Origin of the sequence: Citrobacter sp. Cf118 (assembly GCF_030334095.1) — a bacterium.
In the GTDB taxonomy this organism is placed as follows: domain Bacteria; phylum Pseudomonadota; class Gammaproteobacteria; order Enterobacterales; family Enterobacteriaceae; genus Citrobacter; species Citrobacter freundii.
Window position 1 is genome coordinate 499,812 of the sequence record NZ_JAOWES010000087.1, and the last position, 13,864, is coordinate 513,675.

The window sequence follows — 13,864 nt, forward strand, 5'->3', positions numbered from 1 at the left end:
CAAGGAGTCGATGCAGTGGCGGATGGAATTATCAGTTAGTGGTTGATCAGCATGTTTCTGGTGGTAACATTCAGCGCATTGAAAACATAAGTGATTATATAAATGTTAAAATTTAGAAAGGATATTGGCGGACTAAGGGCAATAGCCGTCCTGGCAGTTGTTCTTTATCATTTTTCTGTACCTGGATTCTCTGGCGGTTTTTCTGGTGTAGATATATTCTTTGTTATATCTGGTTACCTTATGACCGGAATAATCTTTTCCAAAGTATCATCAGGCAATTTTTCATTATTAGGTTTCTATCTGGACAGGGCAAGAAGAATAATCCCCGCTCTGCTTTTTGTTTCATTAGTGCTTCTGGTTGTGGGTTACTGCGCCCTTCTGCCTGCAGATTATGAATTTCTCGCTCGCCACATAAGAAGCAGCCTGCTGTTCTTCTCAAACGTAGAGTATTACGACAGCATTAATTACTTTGATACGTCAGCAAAAGAGAAATGGCTTCTTCACACTTGGTCACTATCTGTAGAATGGCAATTCTACATGGTGTACCCAATCATCATAATGGGTATCATCAAAGCCTTTGGGCAAAAAAGTGTTAAGTATGTGATAAGCGCACTGGCTCTAGCATCTTTCGTCTCATCTGTTTATTTATCAAAAACAGATCAAGGTGCAGCGTTTTATCTTCTATCCAGCCGCGCATGGGAAATGATGGTAGGTGGCTTAGCATTCCTTTTGCCCGGCATTGTAAGAGATGGCCTCAAGTCTCCAGTAAAATACTTTTCCCTTATCGCCGCCTTAGCAGGAGTATATCTGTTAAATAGCGCCATGCAATGGCCTGGTGAGCTTGCATTGATACCAGTTGCATCCACTTTCCTTATTATTTATGCAGGAGATAAAGATAACGTAATTCTTGATAACGTCATCTTTCAGTGGATTGGTAAGATTTCATATTCGATTTATCTCGTCCATTGGCCTATTGCAGTCTATATGTCGATAAATAATATTTCAGGGATGGAATATTCAATTATTGCAATTATTTCCTCTGTACTTCTTGGCGCTGCATCATTCTACCTTGTCGAGAATCCTGTAAGAAAAGCCCTGTCTAGTATTGATGTGAACCACAAGAGAACAGAACTGGCATATATAGCAATACCATTATGCGTGGTGCTCGGAGCCTCATGGTCTGTGCTTAATATGAATGGGTTACCATCAAGATTTCAGTTTGCAACTATGACATCTGAGCAACTCAAAGAGCAGATGAATCGATATTGGGTCGATAGCGACAAACCCCATCCAGTTCCTAAAACAGGTGACAAGAAGATAGTAATTATAGGTAACTCTCATGGTATCGATTTGACTTATGCTCTGACTGAGAACGGTATGAAGGGAGATATAACATATGTCAGAACTACAAATCTATGCTCAAATTTCGGATATCCCCCCAACGACATGCCTTATGTTGAAAAGTGCAAAGAGGTATTTTCCAGCGTCCTGACAACAAAGGATATAAAAGATGCAGATGTTGTGATAATGCATGATGACTTTGGAAGGGGCGATCTATTCGGCATGCTCTACGCAATTAAAAAGATAAGCGAGTTAACTAAAGCCAAGATATATGTATTTGGACCAAAAATGCAGTTTACTGAACAGCCAATGGAAATAATTAATCACGCATCTAAAGCTGGGATTAACTCAATATCTGCAATAAATGATTTTTCCTCACGCTTTTACAAGTCTGACAGGATTAAAATTAACTCATCAATTATGGATTACATGAAAGGTGGGTTGCCATCATTTGAATATATAGACACCTTATCTATTCAGTGCGGAGATAAGATGGGATGCAAGATTCTTTCAGATGATGGTAAATATCTATACTTTGACATAAGCCATTTCACATTAGAAGGTGCCATTGAGTTTGGGAAAAAACTGAAGGAAAAGCATCCAGAATTATTTTAAATATAGGGGCGATTATCGCCCTTATTATTATGATATCTAAAGATAAGACCATGATATGATGTTGCTCCAACGGATTGTACAGAAACCGCGCCCCCTGTAACTGCCACTCCCGTTGGAGCGATAACAATACTGAAAGGTGATAAATCTCTTTGGGCTGATCTTGGCAGAAAAGGTGTGGGCTGATTCCCGCTTCACTCTGCGAAATATGTCACTGATTGCCTCAATGGCTACACTGGACCTACACCCGCTTTTTGATAACACCGTTTCACAGTGTACACGGCATTTCGAGCCGATCAAAGCAACAATCAACGCGCGCTCTATGATGTAAATCAATTCACTGACACCCTGACGTCTTTGTTACACTTGCAGAAAGTCATCTAATCTGAGCAGGAAAAGAACAATGCCAACAAATCGCTTTGCAAAGAAACACTGGAAGATGGTTGTGATCCTGCTCGTTATTTGTGCAGCAATGCTAATGCTACGTTGGGCAGCGATGATCTGGGGTTAAATGACGCTCACCCGCTATTCCAGTTTCGTTTATTTATCAATTAAATCGAATTCGTCTGAAAAATAGCGCGTTATTGATAAGTACTAAAAATAAAACACAGATTATCTATTAAATAACCTTAACTTTAATAGATAAAAGCCGGGCCAATTATTTGACCCGGTTTGTCATTACATCCGGTAGCCGAGTGAAACAGTAGTACGACGATCGGTATGTTCCGGCGCTGTTGCCGGTGGTTCAGAGTTCCAGGTGACGTTGTAAGCCACCTTTAACCCAAAGTGTTCGTTGATGGCAACGTTCAAGGCCGTTTCAGAGTTGAGCGTTGTATCGTCAGCGCCGAATACCGACACACCCTGAGTAAACTTGGTATTGTCCGTCATCTGCCATGCATAGGCCCCGGACGCATAGCCCAACGGCTGTGTTTCGGTGGTGCCATCCGTGTGCTCGTCATAGCGCACGCCTGGACCGAATTCGAAACGGAAGCTGTGCACAGGCCCGTTGAGGAACTGACGACCATAACCCGCGGTCAGCACGTCACGCTCGCGGTAGCCGTTGTAGCGGTCGGTCAACCAGCTTGCCTGTCCAAAGAGATAGTCATAGTCGGTCATGTTGTAACGACTACGGCCACCTACGGCATATTTCTCCGATGAACGTTCATCATTTGAGGAGGTATTACTGGCATTTCCCCACAGAGACCATGCGGTCGTTTGGCCGTACCAGGTCATGGTGGTATCTGCGGTTAAAGAAGAACTTTTTGTGTTGCCTGACTGGGCGAGATATCCCGCGTTCAGGTTACCTTCAAAGGGTTTTTTCGCGCTGGAAGGGTCATCCATGACAGTAAAAACGGAATCATCGGCGGCAGCATGCATTGACGCAAGCAGGCCTCCCGTCAGCAGCAATGCTGCGGGCACTGTCTTCAAAAGCTTCATTTATTAAGAGTCCGTACAACAAAAAAAGAGACCATTACGGTCTCGGAAACTTTCATATGGATCAATGACAAAAGACCCTTGAAAGGTAACAAATTATAAAAAGACTCGAATAACATAGCAATAAATTCTTATTTCATTTTTTGAATAAGAGCGTTCCTAAACCTTTATTTTATTTATATAACTTTATGACGATAATTTTAAATAAAGATATGAAAAATCATGTTGTTAATTACTTCACTTTCGGGAGGTTAAGTGCCAGACTGAGGACAGCCTAACAGGAGGTAAAGATGGTACGTATCTATACGTTAACACTTGCGCCCTCTCTCGATAGCGCAACAATCACCCCGCAAATTTATCCGGAAGGTAAGCTTCGTTGTACCTCGCCGGTTTTTGAACCCGGCGGCGGCGGCATCAACGTCGCTCGCGCAATTGCCCATCTTGGCGGAACCGCAACGGCGATTTTCCCCGCGGGGGGTGCAACCGGAGAGCATCTTGTTGCATTGCTCGCCGACGAAAATGTTCCCGTATCCACCGTCGAAGCCAAAGATTGGACCCGACAAAATCTTCATGTCCACGTTGAGTCCAGCGGCGAACAGTATCGTTTTGTCATGCCTGGCGCTGCGCTGACCAATGACGAGTTCTACCAACTTCAGGATCAGGTGCTGGAAATTGAAGCTGGTGCATTGCTGGTCATCAGCGGTAGTTTGCCGCCCGGCGTACAGCTTGAGAAGTTGACCCGACTAATTACCACCGCACAAAAACAGGGGATCCGCTGTATTGTCGACAGTTCAGGTGAAGCACTGACGGCGGCGTTAGCCATCGGCAATATCGAACTGGTCAAACCTAACCTCAAAGAACTGAGTGCGCTGGTAAATCGAGAACTGACACAGCCCGATGATGTGCGCAAGGCCGCACAGGAAATCGTACATAGCGGAAAAGCGCACCGCGTTGTGGTCTCGCTTGGGCCGCAAGGGGCGCTGGGCGTAGATCGAGATACCTGCGTTCAGGTGGTTCCGCCACCGGTGAAAAGTCAAAGCACCGTAGGCGCGGGCGACAGTATGGTCGGGGCCATGACGCTTAAACTGGCTGAGAATGCACCTTTTGAGGATATTGTCCGTTACGGCGTCGCCGCAGGTAGCGCAGCAACGCTAAATCAGGGTACGCGCCTGTGCTCTTTGGACGACACGCAAAAAATTTATTCGTATCTCAATCAGTAATGACACCATCCCTCTTTTGAAGAGAAAGGGGATTCTCGCGCAAAACTGTCAGCATGGGTGTTATGCGACTATGATAAAAAAATCACGTGATTACAAAGAAGTGAATCATGTGCAGTCAGACGTCTCCACAACGGTACGGGGTGAAAAAGAGCGACAAACATTAAGTGCCTTTCCAGCGATGACGCGTCCGTGGTGTGCGTCAGTTCGTGTTTTTTAACCGCATTCTTGCGCTAACCTTATGATCTGGCAGACAACATGGGGAGAGACATCATGTGGCAGGCTATCAGTCGTCTTTTAAGCGAGCAATTAGGTGAAGGCGAAATCGAACTGCGTAATGAACTGCCCGGCGGAGAGATTCACGCCGCATGGCATTTACGCTATGCGGGGCGGGATTTTTTCGTCAAATGCGATGAAAGAGAGCTGTTAACCGGCTTTACGGCAGAAGCCGATCAGCTGGAGCTACTTTCCCGCAGTCAAACTGTATCTGTACCGAAAGTCTGGGCAGTAGGCGCAGACAGAGATTACAGCTTTCTGGTGATGGATTTCCTCCCTCCCCGTCCGCTTGATGCGCATAACGCGTTTATCCTCGGTCAACAGCTTGCGCATTTGCACGAATGGAGCGACCAGCCTCAGTTTGGTCTCGACTTCGATAACGCGCTCTCTACCACGCCGCAGCCCAACACCTGGCAACGTCGCTGGTCAACCTTTTTCGCCGAGCAGCGTATAGGCTGGCAACTGGAACTCGCCGCTGAAAAAGGCATTGCGTTTGGCAATATTGATGCCATCGTCGAACATGTCCAGCAACGTCTCTCTTCTCATCAGCCGCAGCCGTCTCTCCTGCACGGTGATTTGTGGTCCGGGAACTGCGCCCTCGGTCCTAACGGTCCGTACATCTTTGACCCTGCCTGCTACTGGGGGGACAGAGAGTGCGACCTGGCAATGCTGCCGTTGCATACCGATCAGCCGCCGCAAATTTATGACGGTTACCAGTCTGTCTCACCACTACCGCTGGACTTTCTTGACAGGCAGCCAATCTACCAGCTCTATACGCTGCTAAATCGAGCAATTCTGTTCGGAGGACAGCATCTGGTTGTGGCGCAGAAAGCGCTGGATAGATTACTCGCTGCTTAACTACGTACCGCGTTGCTTATCAGGCCTGCCGTTTCGTAACGTGGCAGGCCCGATAGAGCGGCACTTACAAAAAGCCCAGCAATGAGAAGAAGAAGTAGCCGATCACGATAACGATCACCGGCAAAATATAAAGCGGGAAAATTTGTAAGAAGATCGTATGGTGCGGTACCACAATTCGCGACTCAAGTTGCTCGCGGGATAATCCTTCACTGCCTTTTGCCTGTTCCAGAATCAGCTGATCTTCAACGCCCTCGCGTAAGAAACGTGCCTGGCGGCTCATTCTGGCGCCTGAATCCTGCAACGCCAGACCGATAAAAATCAGGATGAATATCAACCAAAAAACAAGATTCAGTCCACTTTGAAAATCGGGCGTTGGCGAGTTATACCAGAACACGTTAAGAAAAGGTGTATTAACCCGCATCATATCGATCATCACGTGAGCAAAATCGAGCATGACCGCGTTAATTCCTTCCTGCTTTTCGCTGTGCGCATACATAAACTTCAGTACAGAAACCAGTGTTGAAATCAGCGCGGGAATGAAAATTACCCATCCCGCCAGCCTTTTCAAGACGGCAATGCGTCCAGCTTGTTGATACGTCATGAGTTCCCCTTGATAAAGACGTGTCATTTTGGCCTAAGTTTACCCGTTGATAACCGTTTTCGCCTGATCTTTAAAGGCGGTATACTGCTGAATTAGCCATAATGAACGCTCAGAGCCTGTTATGACTGGCTCTTAATCCCTTTTATCACCGTAAAGGAGAGGTTGTAATGTCAACCCCGCGTCAAATTCTTGCTGCAATTTTCGATATGGATGGGTTACTGGTCGATTCTGAACCGCTTTGGGATCAGGCTGAACTGGATGTGATAGCAAGTTTAGGCGTTGATATCTCCCGCCGCCATGAACTTCCCGATACTCTTGGCTTACGCATCGATATGGTGGTCGATTTGTGGTTTGCGCAGCAACCGTGGAACGGTCCCTCACGTCAGGAGGTCACCGAGCGCATCATCACCCGGGCCATTGCGTTAGTAGAAGAAACAAAACCACTGCTGCCGGGTGTGCGTGAAGCCGTGGCGTTGTGCAAATCTCAGGGAATCAAAGTAGGACTGGCATCCGCCTCGCCGCTGCATATGCTGGAAAAAGTGCTGACCATGTTTGATCTGCGCAGCAGCTTCGACGCTCTGGCTTCCGCAGAAAAACTGCCCTACAGCAAACCGCACCCGCAGGTTTATCTCGATTGCGCCACAAAACTGGGCATTGACCCGTTAAACTGCGTAGCACTGGAAGACTCGGTAAACGGCATGATTGCTTCGAAAGCCGCCCGTATGCGTTCCATCGTCGTACCAGCGCATGAGAATCAGGACGATCCCCGCTTCGTTCTTGCCGACGTCAAACTAACCTCGCTCACCGAACTTACTGCCGCTCATCTGCGCGGCTAATCCTGTAACGGGCAATGATCGTATTGCCCGCCCCCTCAGCTTTTTTATTTTTAAAACACCGTTTCATTTTTAATTGAATTTCTGTTTAACCTCTCCTATTCTTGCCCTATAGAGCAAGCGTTAATGACATAAATAGTTGAGGTAAACATGACTCAGGAAGCTTTTCGTCTCGAAGGTAAAGTAGCCATCGTCACTGGATGTGACACCGGCCTTGGGCAGGGTATGGCAGTGGCACTGGCTGAAGCGGGCTGCGATGTAGTCGGCGTGAATCGTAAAATACCACATGAAACCGCAGAGAAAATTAACGCCCTCGGTCGACGTTTTATGGCTATTCAGGCCGACCTCAGCCAACAAGATGCTCTCACCAGCATCGTGACACAATCGGTGTCGGCGTTTGGCCGGATCGATATTCTGGTCAACAATGCGGGAACCATACGCCGTCAGGATGCGCTGGACTTCAGCGAAAAGGATTGGGATGACGTGATGAATCTGAATCTCAAATCTGTTTTCTTTCTGTCACAGGCCGTGGCGCGCCAGTTTCTGGCTCAGGGCAATGGCGGAAAAATTATTAACATTGCCTCGATGCTCTCTTTTCAGGGCGGAATCCGCGTCCCTTCCTATACAGCATCAAAAAGCGGCGTGCTCGGCATCACTCGCCTGCTCGCCAATGAATGGGCGGCCAAAGGAATTAATGTCAATGCTATCGCACCCGGCTATATGGCGACCAATAATACCCAGCAGTTGCGCGCAGACAGCGAGCGCAATCAGGAGATTATCGATCGCGTTCCCGCAGGGCGCTGGGGCACGCCAAATGATCTGAAAGGCCCGGTCGTATTCCTCGCAAGTTCCGCCTCTGACTATATTCATGGCTATACGCTAGCCGTGGATGGCGGTTGGCTGGCGCGGTAATGGCGCACTTGTGACAAAGGGTTACAACGTCACCTCTTCCGCCTACTGTATAAAACCCCTATACTGTATGAATCGACAGTTTATTGGGTTTTATCATGACGGCGGAAGGCCACCTTCTTTTTTCTATTGCCTGTGCGGTATTTGCCAAGAATGCCGAGCTAACGCCCGTTCTTGCGCAGGGTGACTGGTGGCATATTGTTCCTTCCGCCATTTTAACGTGCCTGCTGCCGGATATTGATCATCCCAAATCCCTGCTGGGGCAGCGTCTGAAGTGGATATCAAAACCCATTGCCCGGGCATTTGGTCATCGCGGGTTTACGCATAGCCTGCTTGCAGTCTTTGCCCTGCTGACCACGTTTTACCTGAAAGTCCCAGACACCTGGATAATACCGGCTGATGCCTTACAAGGTATGGTTCTCGGTTATCTCAGCCATATTCTGGCCGATATGCTGACCCCGGCGGGCGTTCCCCTGCTTTGGCCCTGCCGCTGGCGTTTTCGTCTGCCCATCCTCGTGCCGCAAAAAGGCAACCAACTGGAACGGTTTCTGTGCATGGCACTGTTCGCATGGGCAATCTGGATGCCGCAGACCGTACAAGAGAACAGCGCGGTACGCTGGTCTTCGCAGATGATTAATACGCTACAAATGCAGTTCAATCGTTTCATAACGCATCAGATTGACTAATAAATCAGCCAAAAAGTCATTTTCGGTATAAACAATTCCATTTGAATATAAGAGGCAAGTCACAGTTCTGCTAATCTTGCGCCAACAGAATCACCTTTAAACGGTGATACGTATAATAAGATCAGGAGAACGGGGATGAACTTTCCATTAATCGCGAACATTATCGTGTTCGTAGTGCTGCTGTTCGTGCTGGCGCAAGCCCGTCACAAACAGTGGAGTCTGGCCAAAAAAGTACTGGTCGGTCTGATCATGGGTGTCGTGTTCGGCCTTGCCCTGCACACCATTTATGGTTCCGACAGCCAGGTTCTTAAAGATTCCGTACAGTGGTTCAACATTGTCGGCAACGGTTATGTCCAGTTGCTGCAGATGATTGTTATGCCGCTGGTATTTGCATCTATTCTCAGCGCCGTTGCGCGTCTGCACAATGCCTCTCAGTTAGGTAAAATCAGCTTCCTGACCATCGGAACGCTACTGTTTACCACGCTGATTGCCGCACTGGTCGGGGTTCTGGTGACCAACCTGTTCGGCCTGACCGCCGAAGGTCTGGTGCAAGGTGGTGCCGAGACGGCCCGTCTGAACGCGATTGAAACCAACTATGTTGGCAAAGTGGCTGACCTCAGCGTTCCGCAACTGGTGCTGTCGTTTATTCCGAAAAACCCGTTTGCCGATCTGACTGGCGCCAACCCGACGTCGATTATCAGCGTAGTTATCTTCGCAGCATTCCTGGGTGTAGCCGCACTTAAACTGCTGAAGGATGATGCACCAAAAGGCGAGCGCGTTCTGGTGGCTATCGATACCCTGCAAAGCTGGGTGATGAAGCTGGTTCGTCTGGTGATGCAGTTGACGCCGTACGGTGTTCTGGCGCTGATGACCAAAGTGGTTGCCGGTTCCAACCTTCAGGATATCATTAAGCTGGGTAGCTTCGTCGTGGCCTCTTATCTCGGTCTGGGCATTATGTTCGTGGTTCACGGGATCCTCTTGGGTATTAACGGCGTTAGCCCGCTGAAATACTTCCGTAAGGTGTGGCCGGTGCTGACTTTCGCCTTCACCAGCCGTTCCAGCGCAGCCTCAATTCCGCTGAACGTTGAAGCGCAAACCCGTCGTCTGGGCGTGCCTGAATCCATCGCCTCTTTCGCCGCCTCTTTTGGCGCCACGATTGGCCAGAACGGTTGTGCGGGTCTGTACCCGGCAATGCTGGCAGTAATGGTCGCGCCGACCGTTGGAATCAACCCGCTGGACCCAATGTGGATTGCCACGCTGGTTGGTATCGTGACCGTGAGTTCTGCAGGCGTCGCGGGTGTGGGCGGCGGTGCAACGTTTGCCGCGCTGATCGTCCTGCCTGCCATGGGTCTGCCGGTCACGCTGGTTGCGCTGTTGATCTCCGTTGAACCGCTGATCGATATGGGTCGTACCGCGCTGAATGTGAGCGGTTCCATGACTGCCGGTACGCTGACCAGTCAATGGCTGAAGCAGACCGATAAAACAATTCTGGACAGCGACGATAACGCCGAACTGGCGCATCGCTAAGTCTGTCAGCTAAAAAACAAAAAAACGCCGGAGTGTCTGCTCCGGCGGTTTTTTTATATCCATTAATAGCTCAGTTCATTTTCCTGACGAATCTGATTAGCCCAGCGCTGCGCTGATTCCGGGACCGTAAATGCGGGCGAACGTTGAAACGCCTCCCCCATTAAGACAAAAGCGACATATTTTCCGCGCAGTATCCATACGTCACGAAACGCATCCATTTTAATCGCATGCTCTGGTGGAGCGGGCTCCACGCGAGGAACATAGCTGATAACCGGACGATTTTGTTGGCGAAGAGGTTTCATAATCAGTTGCTTCACTAAAGACAAATTCTAAAAATCAGAAAACCACTATCTTAGCCGATTTTGCCTCCTGACGTCCTGCCTTGCGTGCGCTGTTTGCCTGGTTCATCGCGCTTTACGTCATCGGCCTGTACCTGCGCCGCTGAGGTCGGGCTCCCGACTTTCATCGCCGCGAACTGTGGGAAGCGATTGAAGCGGGCGATTATCCGGAATATGAACTGGGGCTACAGCTCATTCCCGAAGAGGACGAATTCAAGTTCGATTTTGACCTGCTCGATCCAACGAAATTGATACCTGAAGAACTGGTTCCGGTACAACTCGTCGGTAAAATGGTGCTAAACCGCAATCCGGACAATTTTTTCGCCGAAAATGAGCAAGTGGCTTTTCATCCCGGACACATCGTCCCGGGCATCGATTTTACTAACGATCCCTTGTTGCAGGGCCGCTTGTTCTCCTATACCGATACCCAGATCAGTCGCCTGGGCGGGCCCAACTTCCATGAAATCCCAATTAATCGCCCAACCTGTCCGTATCATAATTTCCAGCGTGACGGCATGCATTGCATGGACATCGATACCAATCCGGCCAACTATGAACCGAATTCCATCAATGATAACTGGCCGCATGGTCGCCATTTTACTTAATAACCAGGTGAAATCGGCCGATCTGCTCGCCATCATGCAAGCCCTACAGGCCGAAGGTGTTCATGCCAAACTACTCTATTCCCGGATGGGGAATGTAGTTGCCGATGATGGATCTACCCTGACGGTCGATGCGGTTATCGTTCCGTGCGGCAATCTCGCGGATATCGTTACGAACGATGATGCCCGATATTACTTACTCGAAGCGTATAAACACTTAAAACCTATCGCCCTGGCTGGCGATGCTCGTCAGTTTAAAGCAACGTTGAATATCAAAAAGGAAAGAGAAGAAGGCGTGGTGGAAGCGGACAGTGCAGACACACAGTTCATGGATACCCTGCTGACGCTGATGACCGCGCACCGCGTCTGGTCACGCGCCGGAAAAATAGACACGATTCCGGCCTAAAAAAATGCGGCGCATTAAGCGCCGCAAACTCAGGAATTACACGTTCAGAAAACTGCCAAGACGATAACCGCGCTCCGCAATAGCATATTTCAGTGACGAAGACGTCAGCACGTCGAGCTCAGTTAAGCGGGGGTAACAGTAGGCACTTTGACGAATAATGTCATCGATAAAAGCCGGATGACACATCACTTCCAGCGAGGATTCTCCGCGATCGGCTGACGCATCAAGCATCTGCAAAAACAGAGCTTCAGAAATCGCCTCACCGTAAAACTCGCTGCTGAATCCCTGGGAAGTCCGTAAGGTTTCCGGTAAGTCAGACGCCTGGAATACCGCCTGACGATCGATACGCAACGCAATCCCCTTCTGGGCAGCAAACCCTGCTACGATAGGGAAAATTTGCGGGAACATATGCACATGGTGATGGCTATCCAGATGCGTCGGCTCCCGCCCGAACAGGTCAATAAAACGCTGATACTGTGCGGCCAGTTCCTGAGAAATTTCATCCAGCGGCAGAGTGTCTTCCTCCGCCATCTGCCAGATCCATTTCCCCAGTACACCGTCACGAGTAAGGCCTGGCATTGCCGTCAACGGCCTGCCCAGTGTCAGAACAAAGTGCATTCCGACGGCAAGTTCAGGTATGTCGCGACTCAGTTGTACCGCATGGTCAATTGCCGCACCGTTAACCAGCGCCGTGGTCGAGGTGACAACACCATTGCGACAAGCTTCAACAATGCCGTAGTTTTGTCCTTTACTCAGGCCAAAATCATCCGCATTCACAATCAGTACGCGTTCCATAGCCGACCTCGGTTAGTGTTGTTCGCTTTTGAGTTTCTCAATGCACCCGGCGAAGTTTGGCAGCCATTTTTCATGTGCCAGAATTAGCTCACGCGCCAGAATTTCGGCATCGCTGTCAGAATGCACCAGCGGGCTCAGGTTCAGCGCCAGCAGCACATCATTCAACTCACCGCTCAACGCTGCGTTGCTCGCCGCAACCTCAAAGCCTTTAATGGTGTAGATAAGGCCGAGCACTTTCTCATCAAAATGGGTGATCCGAGGATGCGGCGTAGCACCGTTACGTCCCAGCGTGCAGGTCATCTCAACCGCCCAGTCCGCAGGAATGTTATCAACATGCCCATGGTGAGGAACGTTGACATAGTGCTCGGTCTGTTTGTCATTGTAGATGGCATTGATCACTTCACAGGCCGCATCGGAGTAATAGGCCCCGCCGCGCTGCTCCAGCTCTTTCGGTTTAACGTTTAGCTCAGGATTTTTGTAGAGCTCAAACAGTTGTTTTTCAACTTTTTGTACTACCTGAGCACGTGCGCCACCCTTATAGTACTCGCCCATTTCGATCGCCAGCATCTCTTTTGGCTTGAAGTAGTACAGCAGATACGAGCACGGCAGCAGCTTCAGCGAACGAATCAATCCTTCGCTGAACGGCAGGTCGAAGATGTTCTTCACGCCAGAGGCTTTCAACTGACCCGAAGCAACGCCGTCCAGCAGTTCATCAAAGCGTGACACACCGTTGACCAGAACATCCTTAATGAAGACCATATGGTTCAGACCAAACAGGTCGATAGATAAGTCATCGCTCTCTTTCAGCGCCAGCACGTCGCTGATGAACATTTTCATGCCGATCGGAATATTACATACGCCGATGAATTTCTTGAAATTCGTATGGCGATAAACCGCCTCAGTCACCATCCCGGCTGGGTTAGTGAAGTTGATCACCCACGCATTCGGGCACAGTTCTTCCACATCTTTAACAATATCAAAGATAACCGGAATGGTACGCAGACCTTTGAACAACCCGCCAGCGCCGTTGGTTTCCTGCCCCAGATACCCGTGGCTCAGCGGAATGCGTTCATCCTTTTCACGGGCTTGCAGCTGCCCTACACGCAGCTGGGTGGTAACGAAATCAGCATCTTTCAGTGCTTCACGGCGATCCAGCGTTTTAAACAACTTCATCGGCACGCCGGCTTTATCGATCATGCGCTGGCATAGGTCAAAAATAATGTCCAGTTTCTCTTTTCCACCGTCGACATCAACCAGCCACAATTCAGAAACCGGTAATTCATGATAGCGCTTAATAAAGCCTTCAAGTAATTCAGGGGTGTAGCTGCTCCCGCCACCGATAGTGACGACTTTTAATTTCTGGCTCATACTTTCTCCCTTCAGTGTCAAAACACTGACGTGTATTATGCTCAACCCGTATGTCAGGTAT

At 49.1% G+C, this 13,864-nt stretch carries 13 protein-coding genes and 1 pseudogene; 9 read left to right on the forward strand and 5 right to left on the reverse strand.

From position 1 onward, the window contains the following. The first annotated feature begins 102 nt into the window (after nucleotides 1-102). Together OGX67_RS17670 and yniD are read left to right on the forward strand one after the other, a co-directional pair. Complete coding sequence (locus tag OGX67_RS17670; protein ID WP_286526915.1) at nucleotides 103-1,956, forward strand: acyltransferase family protein; 1,854 nt, start codon at nucleotides 103-105, stop codon at nucleotides 1,954-1,956. A 400-nt stretch (nucleotides 1,957-2,356) separates the two neighbouring features. Then, on the forward strand, nucleotides 2,357-2,464 hold the full coding sequence (gene yniD, locus OGX67_RS17675) for a small membrane protein YniD (RefSeq protein ID WP_003030590.1): 108 nt from the start codon (nucleotides 2,357-2,359) through the stop codon (nucleotides 2,462-2,464). A gap of 167 nt (nucleotides 2,465-2,631) precedes the next feature. On the opposite strand, the gene OGX67_RS17680 is transcribed toward yniD, so the two are convergent. Beyond that, complete coding sequence (locus tag OGX67_RS17680; protein ID WP_003840911.1) at nucleotides 2,632-3,390, reverse strand: DUF481 domain-containing protein; 759 nt, start codon at nucleotides 3,388-3,390, stop codon at nucleotides 2,632-2,634. Between the two features lie 287 nt (nucleotides 3,391-3,677). Between OGX67_RS17680 and pfkB the strand changes: the two genes are divergently transcribed. After that, complete coding sequence (gene pfkB, locus OGX67_RS17685) at nucleotides 3,678-4,607, forward strand: 6-phosphofructokinase II (protein ID WP_257651429.1); 930 nt, start codon at nucleotides 3,678-3,680, stop codon at nucleotides 4,605-4,607. A gap of 270 nt (nucleotides 4,608-4,877) precedes the next feature. Then, nucleotides 4,878-5,738, forward strand: a complete 861-nt coding sequence (locus OGX67_RS17690; RefSeq protein WP_003030598.1) for a fructosamine kinase family protein — start codon at nucleotides 4,878-4,880, stop codon at nucleotides 5,736-5,738. A 64-nt stretch (nucleotides 5,739-5,802) separates the two neighbouring features. Here the strand turns inward: OGX67_RS17690 and OGX67_RS17695 are convergent, their stop codons facing one another. Next, on the reverse strand, nucleotides 5,803-6,339 hold the full coding sequence (locus OGX67_RS17695) for a YniB family protein (protein ID WP_003030600.1): 537 nt from the start codon (nucleotides 6,337-6,339) through the stop codon (nucleotides 5,803-5,805). 167 nt (nucleotides 6,340-6,506) lie between these two features. On the opposite strand from OGX67_RS17695, the gene hxpB reads away from it, so the two are divergent. From hxpB to tcyP, 4 genes are all read left to right on the forward strand, one after another. After that, nucleotides 6,507-7,175 carry a hexitol phosphatase HxpB gene (gene hxpB, locus OGX67_RS17700; RefSeq protein ID WP_003030602.1) on the forward strand — a complete coding sequence of 223 codons (669 nt, stop codon included), beginning with the start codon at nucleotides 6,507-6,509 and terminating at the stop codon, nucleotides 7,173-7,175. A 147-nt stretch (nucleotides 7,176-7,322) separates the two neighbouring features. Next, nucleotides 7,323-8,084: a 2-dehydro-3-deoxy-D-gluconate 5-dehydrogenase KduD gene (gene kduD / locus OGX67_RS17705; protein ID WP_257651428.1), complete on the forward strand. Its 762-nt coding sequence runs from the start codon at nucleotides 7,323-7,325 to the stop codon at nucleotides 8,082-8,084. 83 nt (nucleotides 8,085-8,167) lie between these two features. Further along, nucleotides 8,168-8,767, forward strand: a complete 600-nt coding sequence (locus tag OGX67_RS17710; RefSeq protein ID WP_086551139.1) for a metal-dependent hydrolase — start codon at nucleotides 8,168-8,170, stop codon at nucleotides 8,765-8,767. A 135-nt stretch (nucleotides 8,768-8,902) separates the two neighbouring features. Next, nucleotides 8,903-10,294, forward strand: a complete 1,392-nt coding sequence (gene tcyP, locus OGX67_RS17715; RefSeq protein WP_003030608.1) for a cystine/sulfocysteine:cation symporter — start codon at nucleotides 8,903-8,905, stop codon at nucleotides 10,292-10,294. 62 nt (nucleotides 10,295-10,356) lie between these two features. On the opposite strand, the gene cedA is transcribed toward tcyP, so the two are convergent. Beyond that, nucleotides 10,357-10,620, reverse strand: a complete 264-nt coding sequence (cedA, locus tag OGX67_RS17720) for a cell division activator CedA (protein ID WP_257651427.1) — start codon at nucleotides 10,618-10,620, stop codon at nucleotides 10,357-10,359. A 119-nt stretch (nucleotides 10,621-10,739) separates the two neighbouring features. On the opposite strand from cedA, the pseudogene OGX67_RS17725 reads away from it, so the two are divergent. Next, a pseudogene (locus OGX67_RS17725) lies at nucleotides 10,740-11,640 on the forward strand (catalase); the annotation flags it as partial. 36 nt (nucleotides 11,641-11,676) lie between these two features. Here the strand turns inward: OGX67_RS17725 and chbG are convergent. Both chbG and OGX67_RS17735 read right to left on the reverse strand, forming a co-directional pair. Next, a complete protein-coding gene (chbG, locus tag OGX67_RS17730) occupies nucleotides 11,677-12,435 on the reverse strand; it encodes a chitin disaccharide deacetylase (protein WP_044700002.1) in 759 nt (252 codons plus the stop codon). Nucleotides 12,436-12,447: 12 nt separating this feature from the next. Beyond that, entirely contained in the window at nucleotides 12,448-13,803 is a 1,356-nt protein-coding gene (locus OGX67_RS17735) for a 6-phospho-beta-glucosidase (RefSeq protein ID WP_003840902.1), read from the reverse strand. Nucleotides 13,804-13,864: the final 61 nt, after the last annotated feature.